Raw genomic sequence first — 21,509 nt, 5'->3', positions numbered from 1 at the left:
TTAAATGATGGCCTTTTTACTTTTTATAGACTCTCAATATTTTTCTAATAATAAAAACAATATTTTTGCAATTCCAATGAAAATGAAAACATGAGTACATTTATATTAAATATAGAAACAGCAACTACAAATTGCTCGGTATCCATTGCAAAAGATGGTGAAACTATTGTTTTAAAAGAAGATAACGATAAAAGTTATTCGCATGCCGAAAGACTTCATGTTTATATAGACGAAGCCTTAAAAGAAGCTGGGATTAATTCTGTAGATTTAAGCGCGATAGCGATAAGTAAAGGCCCTGGATCTTATACTGGGTTACGTATTGGAGTTTCTACAGCAAAAGGGCTCTGTTTCGCTTTAGATAAACCTTTAATTTCTGTGCCAACACTACAAGCTCTTGTTTATCAAGTACAATTAGGAAATGGTGTTATTGTGAGTATGTTAGATGCCCGACGTATGGAAGTGTATTCTGCTATTTACGATTCTAATTATAATGAAATAAGAACAACTGAAGCTCAGATTTTAGATGAAAACGCTTTCGCGGAAAATTTACAGAACGGAAAAGTCTATTTTATAGGAAATGGTGTTGAGAAAACAAAAACACTTATTACAAATCCTAATGCCATTTTTATTGAAGATAAATTACCATCGGCTAATGAAATGAGTGCCTTGGCTTTTAAAAAATATCAAAACAATGATTTTGAAGATGTAGCCTATTTTGAACCTTATTATTTAAAAGATTTTGTGGCTTTAAAGCCAAAGAAAAAATAATAGAATTAGTTTTTTGAATATAAAAAAAGCCCTGATAGTTTTAACTATCAGGGCTTTTTAAATTAATAAGTTTTAAGCTAAAGGCTTAAGCTTCTTTATGTATTTCAACTTGGTGTGGGTAAGGAATTTCAATTCCAGCCGCATCAAGAGCTTCTTTTACATTTTCAGTAATACCAAAATAAACATCCCAGTAATCTGCAGTTGTACACCATGGTCTAACGGCAAAGTTAATCGAGCTATCAGCTAATTCCGATACATTTACAGTAGGAGCAGGGTTTTGTAATACTTTAGGATGAGATGTTAATACATCCATAAGTACTTGTTTGGTTTTCTTAATATCAGAATCGTAACCAACACCGAAAGTTAAGTCTACACGGCGAGTACCTTCCGTAGAATAGTTAATTATATTTCCGTTAGATAAAGATCCGTTCGGAATAATAATTTCTCTGTTTGATAAACCTGTTAATTTAGTTGTGAAAATTTCAATTTCTTTAACAACACCAAGTTCACCTTGAGCTTCAATTAAATCACCAATTTTTATAGGTTTAAAAATCATAAGTAAAACACCACCAGCAAAATTACCTAAAGAACCTTGTAAAGCTAAACCAACAGCTAAACCTGCAGCGGCTAAAATAGCGGCAAACGATGTGGTTTCTACACCAACAGTTCCTAAAACAACAATAATTAAAACAATTTTTAGACCCCAACCACAAAGGTTTAATAAGAATTTTTGAAGACTCTCATCATAATTCCCTTTGGACATCATTTTTTGAGCTGCCTTTAATATTTTTTTAATAATCCAAGAACCAATAATCCAAATAAGGATAGCTCCAATAATTTTAGTTCCATATTCTAAGGCTAGATCAATCCATTTACCTGTGTCAATCCCTTTTAAGTTTTCTAAATCCATGATTTTTATTGATTTTATTTGTTCTGTAAAATTAAAAACTAATATGTTATTTTGATTAGTTTTTTATGATAAAAAATTATTAAATATTTTAAACTAAACTTAATATAAGGGCAATAATTGCAGGAATAGATTGCGCATAAAAAAGTTTAATCTGCTTTGTAGAATAAGACCCATAAATACCTGCAATAGTCACACAAATAAGAAAGAAAATCACAAAAGATTGATTTCCTGTTAGAATAGCAAAAATAATACCTGCCGCAATAAACCCATTGTATAGGCCTTGGTTTGCTGCTAATATTTTGGTTTCTTCTGCAAATGCGGCCGATTTTATCCCAAAAGATTTTATGGTTCTAGGTTTTGTCCAAAAAAACATTTCTAAGATTAAAAAGTAAATGTGTTCAATAGCAACAATAATGGTAAAAATAAGAGCAAGAGTTTTCATGTATGATTTGGTTTTTTATTTGGTTAGAAGGTTTTTAGCATCGCTTACTTCAGAAACAGGTAGTTTACAGGCTTGATTCACACAAACATAAATAAGTGTTTTACTTGGGTTAAATCTGTTTTTTAATAATGGCATGTTGTTTTCTAAAGAGCTTCCAGCAATAAGTTTATTCGGAATGTAAGTTTTGTTGAGTTCGTTTATTTTTTGTTTTGCGTTGCTACCAACTATGGCAACTTCGTAAAAAGGATTGGAATAATTCAGCATTAAATCTAACCAGTTAGAATACCCAGAAGCATAGTCTTGCATTTCTGGTTTTACGTTATTTAACATGGTTTGGGCAGTAGTTCGGTAATGCTCATCATCAAAATAATGAGATAGTTTGAATAAATTTTTAGCCATGATAGAATTACTGGCAGGAATTACATTATCACGATAATCAATACTTCTGGTCACTAAAGAGGCATCGCTATTAGATGTGAAATAAAACAAGCCACTTTGATCATCGTAAAAATAATCGAAAGCGTAGTTTGCTAAATCTCTCGCGGTGTTTAGCCATTTTTCGTCTAAAGTATTTTCATAAAGTGCAAGAAAAGCATCAATAGTTGTAGCGTAATCTTCAAGATAGCCATTAATACTGCTTTTTCCATTTTTGTAATTATGAAATAAGCTACCATCATTTTGTAATTGCGTATTTAAAATGAAGTTTCCATTTTTTTTAGCGGAAGCAAGATAATCAGGGTTGCCAAAAACACGATAAGCATCGGTGTAACCTTTCAGCATTATAGCATTCCAAGAGGTTAGCGTTTTATCATCTAATCTTGGTTTTTCTCTTTTGTTTCTGGCTTCTAGTAATATTTGTTTCCAATTATTTTTCTTTTTAACTAAATCTTCAAGATTTATTTTATGTTTTTTAATAATGGAAGCATCATTATCTTTTCGGATTAAGACATAGTTGCTGTGTTCCCAAAGGCCAAAATTATTTACGTTGTAGTATTCGGAGAATAATTCAAAATCATCTGCTATTAATGTTTTAAGTTCTTCTTGATTCCATACGTAATAAGCACCTTCTTCCAGTTCACCTTTCGAGTTATGACTATCGGCATCGAGTGAGGAATAAAAGGCCCCATTTTCGGTAGTCATGTTTTGTTTTATATATGCTAAGGTTTCTTCGACTACATTTTTATATAATTCATTTTTTGAAATTAAATAGGCGTCGGCGTATAAACTAACAAGTTGACCGTTATCATAAAGCATTTTTTCAAAATGAGGCACGTGCCATTTACTGTCTACTGAATATCTAGAAAAACCACCACCAATTTGATCGAAGACACCACCGTAAGCCATTTTTTTAAGCGTAAGATTTACGTAGTCTTGAAGCTTTTCGTCGTTTGTTTGATAAGCGTAGCGCAATAAAAAATGATAGTTATTTGGCATCATAAATTTAGGTGAACGGCTTAAACCTCCAAATGTGTGATCGAATTGTTTAGACCATTCAGAGACTGCTTCTGCAATAAATTCGGTTTTAAAAACGGGTTCGTCGGTATTTACTTTAACAACATCCATAGATTTTATGCCATGTTCTAATTTATCGGCATATTCTATCAGCTTTTCGGGGTTTTTAGTATATAATTTAGAAATTTGACCTAAGGCATCCAGCCATTGTTCTTTTTTAAAATATGTGCCACCCCAAACAGGTCGGCCGTCGGGTAGGGTAATTACGTTCATGGGCCAGCCGCCACTTCCCGTCATCAGTTGTACAGCGTTCATATAAACTTGATCTACATCTGGGCGCTCTTCGCGATCTACTTTTATGTTTATAAAGTTTTTATTCATTACTTGTGCTACCAAACTATCTTCAAAACTTTCGTGTTCCATAACATGGCACCAATGGCAAGCCGCGTAACCAACACTTAATAGAATTAATTTATTTTCGGTTTTGGCTTTAGCTAATGTTTTATCGTTCCAAGGATTCCAATCTACGGGATTGTGAGCGTGCTGTAGTAAATACGGACTAGTCTCGTGTATGAGTTCATTAGTGTATTTATGTGTCATTGGGTTGGAATTTTGACCTTTACAGCCCATAATTAAAATAAAAAATACAAGTAATAGAAGGTGTTTCATGTCTCAAAGTTAAGTAAATATTGTTAAATGCCTTGTGTTATTAAAAAGGTGTGTTTTATTAAAAATAAAGGCATAAAAAAAGCGTCCTATAAATTATAGAACGCTTAAATTTTTTGTTTTTAAAATGAATTTAGTTCACTTCAAAAGTAATTTTTACATTTACTCTAAAGTCTGCTACTTCGCCATCCTTAACGCTTGCACTTTGTTCTTGAACATATACAGAACGAATATTTTTAACGCTTTTTGATGCGTGTTTTACTGCTTTTTTAGTTGCATCTTCCCAACTTTTTTCTGAGTTTGCTAAAACTTCAATTACTTTTAGTACTGCCATGATATAAAATTTATTTAGTTAAAAAATAGTTTACCTTAAAGATAACTAAAAATAAGACCTTAAATAAATTATAACGTCATTTTCTTAGCCGTTAACAGCTTCTACCATAGCAACTTTTCCAGGTAGCATTTCTTTCAGCATATTTTCAATACCACTTTTTAATGTATAAGTAGATGAAGGACAACCACTACAAGCGCCTTGTAAAAGTACGCTTACATTTTTAGTTTCTGCATCATAAGATATAAACTGAATATTACCACCATCACTGGCAACAGCAGGTTTCACATACTCTTCAAGAATATTTATAATTTCTTTAGAGGTGTCATCAAGCGTATCAAAATGCGTATCGACTTGTTCTGTCGATTTTTTCATAGTTTCTGCCGCTTCTGGTAAAACTACTTCTTTTCCATCTTCAATATAACTTCTAATAAATTCACGAAGTTCTAAAGTGATTCCTTCCCATTCTGCGATGTCATATTTTGTAATCGATACATAGTTTTCATCTAGAAAAACACTTTTTACAAACGGAAAATGAAACAACTCTGTAGCCAAAGGCGAAAGTTTAGCATCATCAATAGAGGTGAATTCGAAAAGTGCAGTTACTATTTTCTTGTTAGCAACAAATTTTATAACGGCTGGGTTTGGTGTACTTTCAGCATAAACGGTAACCGGAACTTTTTTAGGCGCTGCCGATTCTTCAATTACAATACCATTATCATTTAAATAGACCTCAATTTGTTCCGCCATTTCATCTTGCACATCCTTCCATTCCACAATACTGTAACGTTCAACAGCAATAAAATTACCCGAAATGTAAACTTTTTTCACAAACGGTAAATAAAATAATTGTTGAGCTAAAGGAGAACTTTTTGCTTCGTCAATATTATTAAATTCAAAACTTTGATGCTGTGTAATAAATTGATTTAACTCAAATTTTACTATATTATCGTTAGATGTTTCCCTAACGGAAACCTTAAAATTACTCATTTTAGCTATTTTTTTACAAAAATACTAAAAGAAAACTTTAGATATCCATATATTTGAGTTTTGTTGCCCGATTATAGAACTTAACAAAGTGTAGATTTCGTTATAAGTTTAAGGTTGTAATTTTTTTAGAATTTGGGCGTTTATAATAGCAAATATACCACGTGTAACGATTATGAAATTAAAATATATTTTTATTGTAATTACGGCAATGTTGTGTTCCAACTTGACAACTTCTCAAGAAGGATTACCAATTTACACCGATTATTTAACCGATAATTATTATTTAATTCACCCATCAATGGCAGGTGCCGCAAATTGTGCTAAACTCCGTCTTACAGCTAGACAACAATGGTTTGGGCAAGACGATGCTCCAAAGTTAATGACCATGAGTGTAAGTAGCAGAATTGGTGATACACCATCGGCAGTTGGAGGTATCCTATATACCGATAAAAACGGATATCATTCGCAAACAGGAGCTTATGCAACCTATGCACATCACCTTATGTTTTCGCGTTCTCCAGTAGATTTAAATATGCTTTCTTTTGGTTTAAGCGCCGGAATAATTCAATATAAATTAGACGAAACATCATTTCTTTTCGATGGTCCAGATCCAATAATAGACGGCACCGTACAAAGTGAAACAAACTTTAATTTAGACTTTGGTTTCTCTTACCAATTTTTAGATTATTATGCACATGGTACAATAAAGAATTTAATTAAAAATTCAGGAATAAATTCAGACACAAATATTACGAGTAATTTAAGACGTTACCTATTTTCTTTAGGAGCTGTTTTTGGTAAATATGGAAGTACTTGGAGTTACGAACCTTCATTAATGTTTCAATATCGTGATGCTACAAAAGAAGGCGGTCTAGATATTAATGCTAAAGCTTATAAACAAATGGATTTTGGTAAAGTTTGGGGAGGAATTTCATACCGTCAAAGTAGTGATGGAGCGGAGTATTTAACAAGCAGTAATTCTAAAAAGAGTCAAAAATTACAGCAAATTACACCAATTTTGGGTGTCAACTTTAACGAATTCATGTTTGCTTATACCTACACATACCAATCAAATTCTTTGGTGTTCACAAACGGTGGCTTCCACCAATTCACGCTAGGTTATAACTTTAATTGTCGTAAAGAAGCATACCACTGTAACTGTCCAGCGGTTAATTAAAAATAAGAATAACAGTTCAACATATATAAATAAATCCCACCAGTGTTTGGCGGGATTTATTGGTTATAATCATTTCTATTTGGGCGTGTCACCTCCTTTGGTCGGTGTCGGGCTTTCACTACTCGCTCCCTTCCTTTGGTCGGGGAGCTTAAACAGGCCGTTCAATCCCTCACGCACTAATTGCAGCGGCAGTACATCGAAGTTAATTAATATACTATTTCCAGCTATAGTTTTTCTTTTCAGCTTGAGCTTTAATAGCATTAGTCATAGCGTTTTCTAAACCATTATCACTTTCTGTTTTTTGCTTTGAAACATAATCTTTACGTTTCTCATTCAATTCCTGAATTTCATTTTGGATACTCTCACGTTCCTTACGTTTTGTTTCAATATAGCTTTTAATTTCAGTAGCCGATTTTCCTTTTAATTCTTGAGGCAAGGCATCATCTTTTAAATCCGAAATAACAACCTCCTCCATTTCGTCTGCATCCACTAAATCCCAAGATTTGTTTTTATACAAATGAGAACTTTTACTAACCGATCTACTTACAGCATTCGCTTTACTATAACCCGCGGCATTGTTATCTTGTTCAGCTTGCATTTCTTTTTTGCGTTCACCTTTGGCACCATAAATTACATAAGTTTTATTCAGTTTTTTATTCAAAATTAAAATGGCATCATCATAAGGCGATGCAATATGTACCGTTTTAGTATTTTGCTCAATAGCCATATAATCACCATGCGTTAATTCTGCACCAGCTTGCCATTTGGTAGAAATACCTTGCATGTAATTACCACAAAAAATAGTGTTAACCGTAACATCTTTTTCATTTGCATTGGTAGATGCATCTTTATAATTCACCTTACCTTGTGTAAAAGGCTCGTTTCCTGCAATAAAAATAAGTTTAAGATCATCAGGGTTTTTACCCCAATTAAGTTGATTTAAGGATGTTTGAATTACTTGCCCACAATATTCTTCACCACCATTTGTAGTTAAAGAAAATAATTCTTTAGAAATATCATCCAAGTCATCACTAAACTCTAAAACCTGTTTAATGTAACCTTCATCTCCGTTTAAATTATCGTTACCATATTCGTATAACGCAATTTGTAAATTCGGTTTTTGGTTACCACATTTAGCGTAAGAGAGTTCGTTTACAATATCCCAAAGTTGTGCTTTAGCTTGATCTATTAAACCATCCATGCTATTACTAGTATCTAATAAAAGCGCCACTTTAATAAATTGTTTATTGGGCTCTTTATGTTCTACTGTTTGCTCCACTTTATGTTCTGCATAAAGTTCTGGTTGCTTTTTTGTGTTAGCATTGCAAGAGGTTAAACCTATTAATGCTGTGCAAAAGGCTAATGTTTTTAAGTGTGATTTCATAGTGTTTTTGTTTTTTGAATGAGAATTACTTCAATACTGTAAAGTTAAAATCAAACCCCTTCATAATAAAACAAGAATGCGTAACAGTGGTGTTTCAATGAGTGAAACCAATTTTTAAATGCGTAAACCTAACCTTTAGGTCGAAAAAAGGCTGCTATTTCTAAAACCATCATTTTATTATACCAAGTAAAGTGCGTAAGTTTATCATTGTAAAAATTATGATGAAGACTTTTTTTAAACATATATCCATTTTAAGCTTTGTTCTGTTCGGCTCGCTAGTTTTGGCGCAGAGTGGCAATACTTTAAATACCCAAGGCTCAAGGTTTACAGTCCGAGGATCGGTGATTGAAAGTGAAACCCGAAAACCAATTGCAGATGTAAATATTGAAGTTAATGGTGGCGGATATGCCACAACCGATATCATGGGTGATTTCAGAATTGAAGTTCGAGAGGGTGACGAACTCACCATAAGACATAAAGATTTTGAAACCGTTTATTACACTATAAAAAGTAATGAGCGTATTGAAGTGCAAGTAGAAACCAATAAGGAAGATAGAGTATTATCAAAATACAGCAAACGATCTCGCAGTAATCCAGAATCCTTTAAATCACTTATAGATTCGGCTGATAATTATTTAAAAAAAGATGCTAGAAAAAGTATTCAGTTTATATCCGAAGCTTTAGCAGAAACAAACTCTTCAAAAGATAATAGTATTGCTTATGAAGCTTTAGGCGATGTTTATTTTTATTGGAAGCAATACGATTTGGCAGTTTCAGACTATAGAATAAGCCTGCAGAGTACAGAAACGAACGAGGTATCTTTGAAATTAGCAAACGCTTATAAACTCAATAAAAATTATCAAGAAAGTATTCAAACCTATAATGAGCTAGATAAAAAGGAACTCACTAATTGGCAATTAGTATCGCTTTACGAAGGCTTGGGCGATGTGTATTTGTTAACCAAAGATTTTAATAAGTCTATTGAAAATTATAAGGAAGGATTATACGTAGCACAAAGCCATTTAATTAAACCCAAAGAAACCGATTTAAACTCTAAAATAGCAAAGGCTTATAGCGCAAAAGGCGACTCGGAAAAAGCCAAAGGGTTTTTTTATAAATCATTAGACTTAGCTAATAGCGAAAATAAAAAAAGAGCTGTTTCAGAAAAATTGAAAGTGGCAGATTTTCAAAATGATATTAGCGATTATTCCGAAGAAATTCAATTAAGAAAAGAAGCATTAAGCACTATTAATGAAATTGAAGTCGATTCGGTTTTCGATAATGAAAGTCCACTAACACCGCAAAAACAAAATTATAAAATTGGTAATGCGTATGCCTCCCAAGGCGATGTAGGAAATGCGATAAGTTATCTTGAAAGAAGTATTGAAGAAGCAGAAAGCAAGGAAGATTTAATTGTTAGAAAGGATGCTACTCGAAAACTATCTGAAGTTTATGAAACTGCAGAAGATTATGAGAAATCTTTAAAAGCTTTTCAGAATTATGTGGATTTAGTAGATCAGGTTTATGCGAAAAAAGAACAGCAAATATCACAGGCAGCTCGTTTTAGTAAAGAACTTGCGAGTAAACAAAACCGTATAACAAGTTTAGAAAGCGATCGTGAATTATCAGAAAGTAAATATCAACTCTCTACCGAACAAACTAAACGTCAAAAACTTATTATTTATTCATTAATTGGTGGTTTAGTTTTGCTTTTACTTGCTGCTTTTTTAATGTTCAAATATATAAAACAACAGCGTTTAGCGAATAATTTATTAGCTTTGAAAAGCTTGCGAAGCCAAATGAATCCTCATTTTATTTTTAATGCGCTTAATTCTGTAAATAGCTTTATAGCATCGAATGACGAGCGAACGGCAAATAAATATTTAACAGATTTCTCATTACTTATGCGTGCCGTTTTAGAAAATAGCGAACAAGATTTTATTCCGTTAGAAAAAGAAATTAAACTTTTAGAATTATACACTAAACTTGAACATTTTCGATTTAAAGACAAGTTTGATTATACCATAAAAGTGGATGAGAATATAAATGTAAACGATTTTGTAATTCCGCCTATGTTGTTGCAGCCTTATATAGAAAATGCTGTTTGGCATGGCTTACGCTATAAAAAAACAAAAGGAAATTTAGAAATTGCAATTGCGCAATCTAACCCAGATGAAATAACGATTAGCATTACGGATGATGGTATTGGTCGCGAAAAATCTAAAGCTTTAAAAACCGAGCATCAACAAAAGCAGAACTCCAAAGGTATGGGGAATATCAAAAAGCGAGTATCTATTTTAAATGCTATGTATAAAGATAAAGTAGATGTTTTGGTTAGTGATTTTCAAGATGAAGAAGATGCTGGAACTAAAGTTGTTGTTACATTGAAAAAAGATTAAAATAAAACAAAAATGAAACTAACTGCGATAATCGTCGAAGACGAAGAAACTAGCCGAGAAATATTAAGAAATTATCTCAAAAAATATTGCCCAAACGTTGTTGTTTTAGGTGAGGCCTCTAACGTTGAAGAAGCTTTGGTTTTAATCCGTAATAACGAATTAGATCTAGTATTTCTAGATGTAGAAATGCCATACGGAAATGCCTTCGATTTACTGGATAAGGTTGGCGATGTTAATTTCGAAACAGTATTTGTAACCGCATATAATCATTACGCAATCGAGGCATTAAACGTTCATGCAAGTTATTATTTAATGAAACCTATTTCTATTGATGAACTTATAAAAGCAGTCGATTACGTTACAGAAATAAAAACAAAAGAAAACGCTTTACAAGATGAAATTTTAGTTCCTAAAACAAATAGTATCAGTGGGAAAATCACCATTCCGCAACTCGATGGTTTCGAAATCCTAAACACAGCCGATATCCTATATTGCAAAGCCGATGATAATTACACCGAAATATATTTAAATAACGATAAAAAGAAAGTTGTTAGTAAAACCTTAAAATATTTCGAGGAAGCCTTGGCTAATTCTAGTTTTTCACGTGTACATAAATCGTATTTAGTAAACGTAAATGAAGTCGTGAAATACTTAAAAGGAAAGGGCGGAAGCGTCTTGCTTAGCAACGGAAAAGAAATTATGGTTTCTGCATCCAAAAAAGCGCAATTATTATCATATTTTAAATAAATTAGCAGAATACTTTCCGCGAAAGCGTAACATTGAAAAAATAAAAATTATGTCTATAATAAAAACCATAAACGGAAAATCTCCACAAATACCTAGCGATTGTTTTATAGCTGAAAATGCAGTGATAGTTGGTGATGTCACGGTAGGGAAACAATGTAGTATTTGGTTTAATGCCGTTATCCGCGGCGATGTACACTACATCAAATTGGGTAACAAAGTAAACGTGCAAGATGGAGCTGTAATACATGCTACATATTTAAAATCGCCTACTACCATTGGGAATAATGTGTCCATTGGGCATAATGCACTTGTGCACGGTTGTACCATTCACGATAATGTTTTGGTTGGTATGGGTAGTATTATTATGGACGATTGCGTTATCGAAAGTAACAGTATTATTGCCGCTGGAGCCGTAGTAACCAAAAATACACACGTAGAATCTGGTAGTATTTACGCCGGTGTTCCCGCTAAAAAAGTAAAGGACATTAGCCAAGAACTTATTTCTGGTGAAATTAACCGCATAGCCGATAATTATATTAAATATTCAAGTTGGTTTAAAGAATAGTCTTTGGGCGTTACCCGAAAAGGGTCGGGCTTTCACTACTCGCTCCCTTCCTTTGGTCGGGGAGCTTAAACATGCCGTTCAATCCCTAACGCAGCCATCTGTTATGGTTTTTCTTAGAGATTTAGTCGGGTGGTAATTTATTGAAGTTTCTAGTATCATTAAAAATTAGAAACTTCAATAGTAAAAGCTTCGTTTAAAACAGAATACATAACTTCAGGGTTTCTGTTGGTTAAAAATCGATTTTCAGGAATATTTATTTCAGTATTTAATAAATTATTTTGTTGTAAAATGGCTTTGGTTTGGCGAGCTACGGCTTGACCCGAATCTATGATTTTTACATGCTTTGGCAAAATGTCCAGGAGTAGTGGCATTAAATAAGGATAATGCGTGCAACCTAAAACAAGGTAGTCTATGTTAGCCTTTATCATCGGGTTGAGGTAGGTTTTTAATAACGATGTCATTTCTGGAGATTCTAATTTTCCATTTTCAATAAGATCTACAATACCTTCGCCATCTTGTTCTATAATATTTACGCCTTTGGCAAATATACCCGCTGTTTTAGAAAACAGTGAACTACTTAATGTGCCTTTGGTCGCTAAAATACCAATAGCATTTGTTTTGGTTTGCAAGGCAGCCGGTTTTATCGCTGGTTCTATACCTATAAAAGGAATTTTATAATTTTCTCGAAGATAATCTATAGCGTTTGTTGTTGCTGTATTACACGCAATAACAATAATTTTACAGTTTTGTTTAATTAAATACTCTGTATTTTTTATGCTTAAATCTATAATGGTATCTTTTCCCTTAGGGCCATAAGGAGCATGTTTACTATCGGCTAAATAGAGCGTATTTTCATTAGGTAGAAGATTGTGAATCTCTCTCCAAATGGAAGTGCCGCCAACTCCAGAATCGAATATACCTATAGGATTTTTATTCATCTTAATCCTTGTTGTTTTTGGCGTCGCGGATTTCTTTTTCTAGGTGATCTAAATATAAAATGCCACTTAAATGATCTATTTCGTGCTGAAATATAACAGCTGTGAAATCCGTTATAGTTTCCGTTTTATGTTCGGCATTCATAGTATCATATTCAATATCTATTGATAGGGAACGGCTGTTAAGCATATCGCTACGATTTGGAATGGATAAGCAACCTTCTTTTACCGATTGTTTCGTGCTAGAATAGTTGATTATTTTGGGGTTTAAATAAACTTCAAACGGCAGGTTTTCTTTATCGAAACGTTGTACCCAAATAATGTTTTTTAGAATACCAACTTGTGGAGCTGCAATACCTACTCCCATGGATATGCTATCTCTAACTGTAGCGAATAATCTATTTACAAAGGTTTTAAGAACCATATTGTTTAGATCGGGTTTTATATACAAACTTTTTGAGCGTAGTAAAAGTGAATCTTTTTTGTCCGTTATTTTATAAACCCGCATGGGTGTTAAGCTATCGAAACTTGTAATTAAATTTACTTGGTTAGTAGAAAAGCTTTGTTTAATAACGGTTTTACTGCTTGAGCATGCTGCTAAAGTGAGTATTATTGATAGTATTAAAAACAGATTTTTCATTATAGTAAATATAAAAATATAGCGATTAGTAATTTACCATTCGTTGATTTTATTGGAGTCTAATTTAATAAAAATAAAGATTAAAATAGTGAAAGCCCAAAGCCCGGAACCACCATAACTAAATAAAGGTAGCGGAATACCAATGGTTGGAATTAAACCCATAACCATACCTATATTAATAAGAAAGTGGATAAAGATTATAGCGGCAACGCTATAGCCGTAAACGCGACTAAATTGCGATTTTTGTAGTTCTGCCAAGTGTAAAATGCGGAGCAGGAGCAAAACAAAAATGATAACTACGAAGGAACTACCAAGAAATCCCCATTCTTCTCCAACAGTACTAAAAATATAATCGGTGTGTTGTTCGGGTACAAATTTACCTGTGGTTCGCGTGCCTTCCATAAAGCCTTTTCCTGAAAAACCGCCAGAACTTATGGCTTTTTCCGATTCGTTAAGGTTGTAAGCAAAAGTTTGCTTCATGCGCTGCAGTTTCACGGGGTCCTTTTCTAAACGCAACCATAGGCTTATACGGTCTTGTTGATGTGGTTGTAAAATACTTTGATAAAAGAATTTTACGCCAAAAGCGACTGATAATGCCGCGATGAGAATCAATGCTAATTGGTAGATTCGAAGTTTTCTTTTATTTAAAAAGTGATAAGCAGTAAGGATTAAAATGGCTATTGTTGATGTGATTATTGGTCCAAATTTTAAAGATAAAATAGAAAGTAAAATAACCGAAACAGCTATGGTTAAATAGAATTTTGGTAATCCTTCACGGTACAGAACAAAAAAGAATGCCCCGTAAACAATGGTACTTCCCGTATCGTTTTGCAGTAAGACTAAAATCGCAGGCGTTATGATAATAGCAAACGTTTTAATTTGATCGCTAAAGTTTTTTATGTTGGTATTTAAATCACTAATGTATTTTGCAACGGCTAGAGCTGTAGCTGTTTTAGCGAACTCACTAGGTTGTAGTGTCATTCCTCCAATGGCATACCAAGAGGTCGCTCCATTTACGTTTTTCCCGAATATAAAGAGTCCAACTAAGGATAACATGGAAATGATGTAAATAATGCTAGAAAAACGCTCGTAGAACTTTGCATCGATGGCTAAGAGCAGAATAATTAAACCGAAGGTTAAAAAAATGAAAATAAGTTGTTTTCCAAAAGGTTGGTCTAAATCGAAATAATCTAAAGTGATCCCGGTATGTGATGCCGATAAAATATTCAGCCATCCAAAACCAACCAAAAGAAAGAATAAAAAAATGGTAATCCAATCGAATTTAAAATGTCTGTTAGTGTCTCTAACCATTAATTTGCTGTTTTATTAATTTTATTCAGCTGTGTTTTTAGTCGGTTGTATTCTTTATGATCAACAGTTTGCAAGCTTGTTTGACCGTTTATTTTAAAAGGTTCGCCAGAATAGGGTTTGGCATATTCGTTTTCTAAACTATGGTTTAAAATCCATTCTTCTAAATCTTTTCTCGTAATTTCTTTTTTAATATGTTTTTCGATCATTAAACTAGCAATACGACCCGCAAAACGACTTCCCCAATATCCGTTTTCGACAAAAACGGCAATGGCTATTTTTGGGTTGTCTTTTGGAGCGAAAGCTAAAAAAATAGAATGGTCGGTAAGTTGTGTTTTTATACTATCAATTTTAACAAAGTTTTCTACGGTTCCTGTTTTTCCGCAAATATCAATATCTTTTACTTGTAAAGATGCAGCAGTACCTTTTTTATAAACTTGATACATTCCTTCTATAACGGGATCGAAATTTTGTTTATCTATCGTGGTTTTTTTAGGTTTTGTAAATTGATCTGGAAGAGTTTCGCCTTCTATGTTTTTTATAATATGAGGTGTGTAATAATATCCGCGGTTTGCAATAGCAGCTGCCATATTTGCCAATTGAATTGGTGTGGTTGCAACTTCACCTTGACCAATAGCGTTAGAAATGGTATATGTGGAGTAAAAAGTGTTTGGGTAAATATTCTTATAGTAAGCTCTATCGGGAATTCTACCTTTTTGCCCTACATATAAATCATTGTTAAGGAATTCGCCTAAACCAAAACTTTTGGCATGGTTACTCCATGTGTCAATACCTTCGGAAGCATTTCCATTTTTGTCTAAAATTTTTCTATATGTTGTAGCGAAATAGGCGTTACAAGATCGTTGAATACCCGAAACTAAATCATTTCTAGTACCACTGTGGCAGTGGCATTTCATAAAGCGATTTCCGTATTTATAGCCGCCATAGCAGGTTACCGTTTCATCTGGTGTTATCACTTTTTCTTGTAAAGCAATTAAAGCATTCATTAATTTAAAAGGGGATCCAGGCTCGTAAACACCTTGAAGACTTCTGTTAAAAAGTGGCTTTGCTATAGAATCGTTGTAGAGTTTTGTGAAATTTTTAGAGCGATTTCTTCCTACTAAAATATTAGGATCGTAAGTTGGTGCAGAAATCATCGCTAAAATTTCTCCGGATGATGGTTCTATGGCAATAATACCTCCGCGTTTATTCTGCATAAGCAATTCGCCATAAGCTTGTAAATCTGCCTCGATAGTAATTTTTATGTCTTTACCTTGTTCAGGAATAATATCGAATTCACCATCTTTATAAGGACCAATATTTCGATTAAATCGATCTTTTTGGATAAATTTCAAGCCTTTAACACCACGTAATGTTTTCTCATAAGATGCCTCGATACCTTGTTTTCCAATAAGGTCACCCATTTTGTAATAATCATCACGATTTATAATGGCATTGTTAACCTCTCCAATATCGCCTAAAACGTTGGCGCCAATAGTAGTTTCATAATGTCTAAGAGAACGTTTTTGAATATAAAAGCCTTTAAATTTTCGCATTTTCTCTTGTAGAACAGCATAATCTGATTTGGATAGATGCGATACAAAAACAGACGATAATCTGGGAGAATAACGGCGTGCTTTGTTATATGTTTTTATGAATTTTTCTTTATCAATTTTTAAAAGATTACAGAATTCTAAAGTATCTAATGCTTCTACTTCACGAGGAATAACCATAACATCGTACGATGGTTGATTGGAAACTAGAAGTTCTCCGTTTCTATCATACACAAAACCACGCTTGGGGTAATCCCAAACTTTTCTAATGGCGTTATCATCATATAAGCTATCAGAATTCGAGCTGTACACTTGAAGATAAAAAAGCCTAGAAATGAATAAAACACCAACAAGAATGATGGAGATAAAAAGTAAAAATTGCCTCATTTAGTTTTTCTGCTAAAAATAATTGTAATTAGAATAATCAATATAATACTGAATATACTTGAGAATAACGTTTTTTGGAGTATTAAAATTACTTTTGAAATGCTAAATATTTCTAAACTAAATAAAATTAGATGATGTATTAAGGTAAGTAATGAAATGTAAGTTAGTTTTGGTCCGAAATCTACAGCATTAAACCTGATCGTTTGATGCTCATAAATCATTCCGAATGACGATTTTAAAAGTATAGGTCTTATGTAGGCAATAGATACACATGCTGCTGCGTGAATACCACCTGTATCTAAAAATAGATCGATACATAACCCTAAGAAAAAACTAATAAAAAGAATAACTATATGATTATTTCTAACAGGAAAAAGAGCAATGAATAGGATGTATATGTATGGGTTTATATAGCCTAAAAAATTAATGTGGTTGAATATTAATACCTGAAAAAACACAAGTAATATAAAGCGGCTAGCTTGGGCGAAAAATACACTATTCATTACTATTGCCGTTTATGAGGTTATTAATTTCAGGAAGATTTGTGTTTTCTATAATGTAAACATGCTCAATATTTGTCATGTCGTTAAATAGCAATACGTTTATTTCATAATAGTTTTCGTTATTATCGAGTTTGAAATCGTTAACCGTACCAATTGGAATACCTTTAGGGAAAATAGATGAAAGCCCTGAGGTTACAATAGTATCTCCTACTTTAAAACTTGCTATTTTTGGGATATCGACAAGTTGGGTTAATCTTGGGTTTTTTGCATTCCATTTTAAAGATCCATAATGATTGCTTTTTTTTAACTTGGCGCTAATATTACTCGTTGTATTTAAAATAGAAATAACAGTTGCGAAATTTTTACTTGTTTTATTTATAATTCCTAAAATACCTTGACTTGTAATAACTCCAAAATCTTCTTGAATACTATCGTTTTTTCCTTTGTTTAAAAGAAGGACGTTATCAGATAAGGAATAACTGTTCTTAATAATATTAGCCGAAGTAAATTTGTATTTATTTTTAAAGCTTAGGCTGTCTATATAAATAGAGTCATTTTCCGTGCTATTATATAAAAGTGATTTAAGATGTTTATTTTCTTCTGCTAATAAATTGTTTTGGGATCTTAAACTAAAATAATCCGAAATATTATTGACCGAATTATAAACACCACCCGTTAAAAAATTGGCTGAATTTATAAACTTGCTTTTATGGTACGAATGCGATTGAATAGTAAAAACTATAGAAATACTAAACAGCAAAAAGAACAACAAAAAATTTTTGTTTCTTATTATAAAATTAATAATCTGTTGCATGCGTTATGGACCTATATTATGCTTTTATTTTATCAATACACTTTTGTATTTAGGTAAGTTTTTAAGTGTAATACCAGTACCACGTACTACTGCACGTAACGGATCTTCGGCAATGTAAACCGGTAAATCTGTTTTTAAAGATAAACGCTTGTCTAAACCACGAAGCATAGATCCACCACCAGCTAAGTAAATACCAGTGTTGTAAATATCGGCAGCTAATTCTGGAGGCGTTTGAGATAAGGTTTCCATAACTGCATCTTCGATACGTAAAATAGATTTATCTAAAGCCTTCGCGATTTCCCTATAAGAAATAGATACTTGTTTAGGTTTCCCTGTTAATAAATCACGTCCTTGAACGCTCATATCTTCTGGGGGTAACTCTAAATCTTCAGTTGCAGCACCAATTTGTATTTTTATTTTTTCCGCAGTACGTTCACCAACATATAAATTGTGTTGTGTACGCATGTAATACACAATATCGTTGGTAAATACATCACCTGCAATTTTAACCGATTTGTCGCAAACAATACCTCCAAGAGCAATAACCGCAATTTCTGTTGTACCACCTCCTATATCCACAACCATGTTTCCTTTTGGTTGCATAATATCTACGCCAATACCAATTGCAGCAGCCATAGGTTCGTGAATTAAGTAAACTTCTTTACCATTAACACGTTCTGCACTTTCTTTTACCGCTCGCATTTCCACTTCTGTAATTCCCGAAGGTATACAAATTACCATACGTAAAGCAGGTGTGAAAAACCTCTTTTTTAATGCAGGTATGTTTTTTATAAACATACTTATCATTTGTTCCGAAGCATCAAAATCTGCAATAACACCGTCTTTTAAAGGACGAATGGTTTTAATGTTTTCATGGGTTTTACCTTGCATTAAACTGGCTTCTTGCCCAACGGCAATAATTTTACCAGAAACTCTATCTCGTGCTACGATAGATGGTGCGTCTACAACAACCTTGTCATTATGAATAATAAGTGTGTTTGCGGTACCTAAATCTATGGCTATATCTTCGGTAAGGAAGTCAAAAAATCCCATGTGCTATTAAAAATTTATTGTGGTTTGAAATACGAATCCCGTAAAAGTACTAAAAGTTACCAAATATTTTGAGTTTTAAAGCATTCAAAATTAGGTTTATCAAAAGTATTCTAAGGTTATACGTAGTTTATTTAATTACGGACGGTTTAAACACTCCCTTATTATAGAAAAGGGTGTTTAAACCGTCTGTAAGAATTAGTGTTTAAAATGACGAGTTCCTGTCATTACCATAGCCACATTATTATCATTGCAATAATCGATACTTAATTGATCTTTTATAGAACCACCTGGTTGTATAACAGAAGCAACACCAGCATTTTTAGCGATTTCTACACAATCAGGGAAAGGGAAAAAAGCATCACTTGCCATAGCAGCTCCATTTAAATCGAATTTAAAAGTTTGTGCTTTATGTATGGCTTGCTCTAAAGCATCAACACGACTAGTTTGTCCTGTTCCACTTGCCAACAATTGTTTGTTTTTTGTTAAAACAATTGTGTTAGATTTTGTATGCTTACAAATTTTAGAGGCAAAAAGTAAATCTTCAACTTGTTCGCTTGTTGGCGCTAAAGTTGTTACTGTTTTTAAATCTTCAGCTTGATCTGTAATATTATTTCTGTCTTGAACTAAAACACCGTTTAAACAACTTCTTACATTTGTTTTAGGCATTTCAATATTATGAATTTCTAATAGAATCCTGTTCTTTTTACCTTTTAATGCTACTAACGCATCTGGAGCAAATGACGGCGCAATAACTACCTCACAGAATAATTTATGTATTTCTTCAGCTGTAGCTAAATCAATTTCTTTGTTACTAATTAAAACGCCACCAAAAGCAGAAACTGGATCGCCAGCTAAAGCATCAACATAGGCTTGGTGCAATGTATCACGTTGTGCTAAACCACAAGCGTTATTATGTTTTAAAACAGCAAATGTTGGCGCATCGTTTTTAAACTCGTTCATTAAGTTAACGGCTGCATCAACATCTAAAAGGTTGTTGTAGCTTAATTCTTTCCCGTGAAGTTTAGTAAATAACTCATCGAAGTTTCCGAAGAAAAATCCTTTTTGGTGTGGGTTTTCACCATAACGTAAAGTTTTACCGTTTGTCTCGCTAATTTTTAAAACAGTCTCTTCATTATTTTTGTTGAAGTAGTTAAAAATGGCTGTATCGTAATGAGAAGAAACGTTGAATGCTTTTCCGGCAAAACGTTTTCTGTTTTCTTCTGAAATGCTACCGTGGTTTTCTGAAATAACGTCTAAAAATTCAGCATAATCATCAACTGATGATACACAAATTACATCAGCAAAGTTTTTAGCCGCTGCACGAATTAAAGAAATACCACCGATATCAATTTTTTCAATAATATCTTGTTCACTAGCTCCAGAAGCTACTGTTTTTTCAAATGGATATAAATCAACAATTACAACGTCAATTTGTGGGATTTCGTATTCAGCTAATTCAGCAACATCACCAGCATGGTTTTGTCTATTTAAAATACCTCCAAAAACTTTAGGGTGTAATGTTTTTACACGACCACCAAGAATAGAAGGGTAAGAGGTAACTTCTTCTACAGGAACAACGTCTATACCTAAATCGTTAATAAATTTTTCGGTGCCACCAGTAGAATAAATGGTTACGCCTTGCTCGTTTAACTTTTTTACAATAGGTTCTAATCCGTCTTTACTAAATACAGAAATTAGGGCCGATTTAATGGTTTTTTCGTTGCTCATTAGTGTTGTGTTTAAGAGTCCTTTTTTATGTGAAATTTTATTGTTTCTCAGTCTGTTATACTGAAAATTTAAAATAATTGCAAAAGTACTTATTTTACTTTAAAAAACGGGTTGCGAATTCTTAAAAAAGACACGTCATTTTTCAACTAAAAACCGAAGTTGTTAACAAGTAGAATGTGAAAAATCACAAAACACAAATTCTAAAACTAAATCACTTAAACTAAACAGCTAGAAAATTTAATTTTTAAACACGAGGTTTGCTAAAGCATGGTTGCTACTTGGGTACAAACAAATTCTAGAAAACGTTCATCCGCATCCGTAAAAGGGTCTGGTGTATTCGAGTCGATATCAATTTGTCCAATATTTTCACCGTTTACAAAAATAGGAACTACAATTTCTGCTTTAACCGTAATGCTACAAGCAATGTAATTATCTTGAGCAGCAACATCGGGTACTACAAAGTTTTCGTTGCTAACAGCTACTTGCCCACAAATACCTTTTCCAAAAGGAATAACAGTGTGGTCTGTTGGCGCACCAACGTAAGGGCCTAAAAGTAACTCTTCTTTTTTACCGTTTCTAAAATAGAAGCCTACCCAGTTATAGTATTCTATGTTTTTATCGAGTAGTTCACATATTTTTAATAGACGTTCGTTTTTATCTAGGTCTTGGTTAGAAATAATAGCTGATACTTGGGGTTTTAGAGTTTCTAAAATCATAATTCTAAAAGTTTTGGCAAAAGTATTTAAAAAGATGTAAT

19 protein-coding genes are annotated in these 21,509 nt (G+C 33.0%); 5 read left to right on the top strand and 14 right to left on the bottom strand.

Annotation, left to right across the window (positions count from 1 at the left end):
- The first annotated feature begins 90 nt into the window (after positions 1-90).
- Complete coding sequence (gene tsaB, locus M4I23_RS17245; RefSeq protein ID WP_249755213.1) at positions 91-768, top strand: tRNA (adenosine(37)-N6)-threonylcarbamoyltransferase complex dimerization subunit type 1 TsaB; 678 nt, start codon at positions 91-93, stop codon at positions 766-768.
- Positions 769-853: 85 nt separating this feature from the next.
- Here the strand turns inward: tsaB and M4I23_RS17240 are convergent, their stop codons facing one another.
- The 5 genes from M4I23_RS17240 to M4I23_RS17220 form a co-directional block, all read right to left on the bottom strand.
- Positions 854-1,678 carry a mechanosensitive ion channel family protein gene (locus tag M4I23_RS17240; protein WP_158845412.1) on the bottom strand — a complete coding sequence of 275 codons (825 nt, stop codon included), beginning with the start codon at positions 1,676-1,678 and terminating at the stop codon, positions 854-856.
- Positions 1,679-1,766: 88 nt separating this feature from the next.
- A complete protein-coding gene (locus tag M4I23_RS17235) occupies positions 1,767-2,120 on the bottom strand; it encodes a DUF1304 domain-containing protein (RefSeq protein ID WP_158845409.1) in 354 nt (117 codons plus the stop codon).
- Positions 2,121-2,135: 15 nt separating this feature from the next.
- Positions 2,136-4,172 (bottom strand): thioredoxin domain-containing protein, encoded by a 2,037-nt coding sequence (locus tag M4I23_RS17230; protein WP_249755243.1) that lies wholly within the window; start codon positions 4,170-4,172, stop codon positions 2,136-2,138.
- Positions 4,173-4,371: 199 nt separating this feature from the next.
- A complete protein-coding gene (locus M4I23_RS17225) occupies positions 4,372-4,572 on the bottom strand; it encodes a dodecin family protein (protein WP_158845405.1) in 201 nt (66 codons plus the stop codon).
- A gap of 84 nt (positions 4,573-4,656) precedes the next feature.
- Entirely contained in the window at positions 4,657-5,559 is a 903-nt protein-coding gene (locus M4I23_RS17220; RefSeq protein ID WP_158845402.1) for a NifU family protein, read from the bottom strand.
- 172 nt (positions 5,560-5,731) lie between these two features.
- On the opposite strand from M4I23_RS17220, the gene M4I23_RS17215 reads away from it, so the two are divergent.
- On the top strand, positions 5,732-6,736 hold the full coding sequence (locus tag M4I23_RS17215; protein WP_249755212.1) for a type IX secretion system membrane protein PorP/SprF: 1,005 nt from the start codon (positions 5,732-5,734) through the stop codon (positions 6,734-6,736).
- Between the two features lie 214 nt (positions 6,737-6,950).
- Here M4I23_RS17215 and M4I23_RS17210 read toward each other — a convergent pair whose 3' ends face one another.
- Positions 6,951-8,120: a vWA domain-containing protein gene (locus M4I23_RS17210; RefSeq protein ID WP_249755211.1), complete on the bottom strand. Its 1,170-nt coding sequence runs from the start codon at positions 8,118-8,120 to the stop codon at positions 6,951-6,953.
- A 218-nt stretch (positions 8,121-8,338) separates the two neighbouring features.
- Here M4I23_RS17210 and M4I23_RS17205 point away from each other — a divergent pair, with 218 nt between their 5' ends.
- From M4I23_RS17205 to M4I23_RS17195, 3 genes are read left to right on the top strand one after another with little or no spacing between them, the layout of a single operon-like run.
- Positions 8,339-10,519 (top strand): histidine kinase, encoded by a 2,181-nt coding sequence (locus M4I23_RS17205; RefSeq protein ID WP_306799997.1) that lies wholly within the window; start codon positions 8,339-8,341, stop codon positions 10,517-10,519.
- Positions 10,520-10,531: 12 nt separating this feature from the next.
- On the top strand, positions 10,532-11,266 hold the full coding sequence (locus M4I23_RS17200; RefSeq protein ID WP_158845393.1) for a LytTR family DNA-binding domain-containing protein: 735 nt from the start codon (positions 10,532-10,534) through the stop codon (positions 11,264-11,266).
- 49 nt (positions 11,267-11,315) lie between these two features.
- Positions 11,316-11,831 (top strand): gamma carbonic anhydrase family protein, encoded by a 516-nt coding sequence (locus tag M4I23_RS17195; protein WP_158845390.1) that lies wholly within the window; start codon positions 11,316-11,318, stop codon positions 11,829-11,831.
- A gap of 158 nt (positions 11,832-11,989) precedes the next feature.
- On the opposite strand, the gene murI is transcribed toward M4I23_RS17195, so the two are convergent.
- From murI to M4I23_RS17150, 8 genes are all read right to left on the bottom strand, one after another.
- On the bottom strand, positions 11,990-12,769 hold the full coding sequence (murI, locus tag M4I23_RS17190) for a glutamate racemase (protein WP_249755210.1): 780 nt from the start codon (positions 12,767-12,769) through the stop codon (positions 11,990-11,992).
- Between the two features lies 1 nt (position 12,770).
- Entirely contained in the window at positions 12,771-13,406 is a 636-nt protein-coding gene (gene def / locus M4I23_RS17185) for a peptide deformylase (RefSeq protein WP_249755209.1), read from the bottom strand.
- A 33-nt stretch (positions 13,407-13,439) separates the two neighbouring features.
- A complete protein-coding gene (gene rodA / locus M4I23_RS17180) occupies positions 13,440-14,717 on the bottom strand; it encodes a rod shape-determining protein RodA (RefSeq protein WP_158845382.1) in 1,278 nt (425 codons plus the stop codon).
- Positions 14,717-16,654: a penicillin-binding protein 2 gene (gene mrdA, locus M4I23_RS17175; RefSeq protein ID WP_158845379.1), complete on the bottom strand. Its 1,938-nt coding sequence runs from the start codon at positions 16,652-16,654 to the stop codon at positions 14,717-14,719. The genes rodA and mrdA overlap by 1 nt, the downstream gene beginning before the upstream one ends.
- Positions 16,655-17,149: 495 nt before the next feature.
- Positions 17,150-17,971, bottom strand: a complete 822-nt coding sequence (gene mreC, locus M4I23_RS17165) for a rod shape-determining protein MreC (protein WP_158845376.1) — start codon at positions 17,969-17,971, stop codon at positions 17,150-17,152.
- A 24-nt stretch (positions 17,972-17,995) separates the two neighbouring features.
- Positions 17,996-19,024, bottom strand: a complete 1,029-nt coding sequence (locus tag M4I23_RS17160) for a rod shape-determining protein (RefSeq protein WP_158845373.1) — start codon at positions 19,022-19,024, stop codon at positions 17,996-17,998.
- A gap of 195 nt (positions 19,025-19,219) precedes the next feature.
- Positions 19,220-20,752: a bifunctional phosphoribosylaminoimidazolecarboxamide formyltransferase/IMP cyclohydrolase gene (gene purH / locus M4I23_RS17155; RefSeq protein WP_249755208.1), complete on the bottom strand. Its 1,533-nt coding sequence runs from the start codon at positions 20,750-20,752 to the stop codon at positions 19,220-19,222.
- Positions 20,753-21,012: 260 nt separating this feature from the next.
- Positions 21,013-21,468: a GAF domain-containing protein gene (locus M4I23_RS17150; RefSeq protein ID WP_249755207.1), complete on the bottom strand. Its 456-nt coding sequence runs from the start codon at positions 21,466-21,468 to the stop codon at positions 21,013-21,015.
- Positions 21,469-21,509: the final 41 nt, after the last annotated feature.

It is taken from the genome of Algibacter sp. L4_22, from assembly GCF_023473045.1.
GTDB lineage: Bacteria > Bacteroidota > Bacteroidia > Flavobacteriales > Flavobacteriaceae > Algibacter.
The sequence above is the reverse complement of the archived record's forward strand: the minus strand, read 5'-3'. Positions and strand labels throughout refer to the sequence as shown.

Excerpts from the sequence above, each read along its gene's own strand:
- tsaB (WP_249755213.1), top strand. The coding sequence starts at position 91 with ATGAGTACATTTATATTAAATATAGAAACAGCAACTACAAATTGCTCG.
- M4I23_RS17240 (WP_158845412.1), bottom strand. The coding sequence starts at position 1,678 with ATGGATTTAGAAAACTTAAAAGGGATTGACACAGGTAAATGGATTGAT.
- M4I23_RS17235 (WP_158845409.1), bottom strand. The coding sequence starts at position 2,120 with ATGAAAACTCTTGCTCTTATTTTTACCATTATTGTTGCTATTGAACAC.
- M4I23_RS17230 (WP_249755243.1), bottom strand. The coding sequence starts at position 4,172 with ATGACACATAAATACACTAATGAACTCATACACGAGACTAGTCCGTAT.
- M4I23_RS17225 (WP_158845405.1), bottom strand. The coding sequence starts at position 4,572 with ATGGCAGTACTAAAAGTAATTGAAGTTTTAGCAAACTCAGAAAAAAGT.
- M4I23_RS17220 (WP_158845402.1), bottom strand. The coding sequence starts at position 5,559 with ATGAGTAATTTTAAGGTTTCCGTTAGGGAAACATCTAACGATAATATA.
- M4I23_RS17215 (WP_249755212.1), top strand. The coding sequence starts at position 5,732 with ATGAAATTAAAATATATTTTTATTGTAATTACGGCAATGTTGTGTTCC.
- M4I23_RS17210 (WP_249755211.1), bottom strand. The coding sequence starts at position 8,120 with ATGAAATCACACTTAAAAACATTAGCCTTTTGCACAGCATTAATAGGT.
- M4I23_RS17205 (WP_306799997.1), top strand. The coding sequence starts at position 8,339 with ATGATGAAGACTTTTTTTAAACATATATCCATTTTAAGCTTTGTTCTG.
- M4I23_RS17200 (WP_158845393.1), top strand. The coding sequence starts at position 10,532 with ATGAAACTAACTGCGATAATCGTCGAAGACGAAGAAACTAGCCGAGAA.
- M4I23_RS17195 (WP_158845390.1), top strand. The coding sequence starts at position 11,316 with ATGTCTATAATAAAAACCATAAACGGAAAATCTCCACAAATACCTAGC.
- murI (WP_249755210.1), bottom strand. The coding sequence starts at position 12,769 with ATGAATAAAAATCCTATAGGTATATTCGATTCTGGAGTTGGCGGCACT.
- def (WP_249755209.1), bottom strand. The coding sequence starts at position 13,406 with ATGAAAAATCTGTTTTTAATACTATCAATAATACTCACTTTAGCAGCA.
- rodA (WP_158845382.1), bottom strand. The coding sequence starts at position 14,717 with ATGGTTAGAGACACTAACAGACATTTTAAATTCGATTGGATTACCATT.
- mrdA (WP_158845379.1), bottom strand. The coding sequence starts at position 16,654 with ATGAGGCAATTTTTACTTTTTATCTCCATCATTCTTGTTGGTGTTTTA.
- mreC (WP_158845376.1), bottom strand. The coding sequence starts at position 17,971 with ATGCAACAGATTATTAATTTTATAATAAGAAACAAAAATTTTTTGTTG.
- M4I23_RS17160 (WP_158845373.1), bottom strand. The coding sequence starts at position 19,024 with ATGGGATTTTTTGACTTCCTTACCGAAGATATAGCCATAGATTTAGGT.
- purH (WP_249755208.1), bottom strand. The coding sequence starts at position 20,752 with ATGAGCAACGAAAAAACCATTAAATCGGCCCTAATTTCTGTATTTAGT.
- M4I23_RS17150 (WP_249755207.1), bottom strand. The coding sequence starts at position 21,468 with ATGATTTTAGAAACTCTAAAACCCCAAGTATCAGCTATTATTTCTAAC.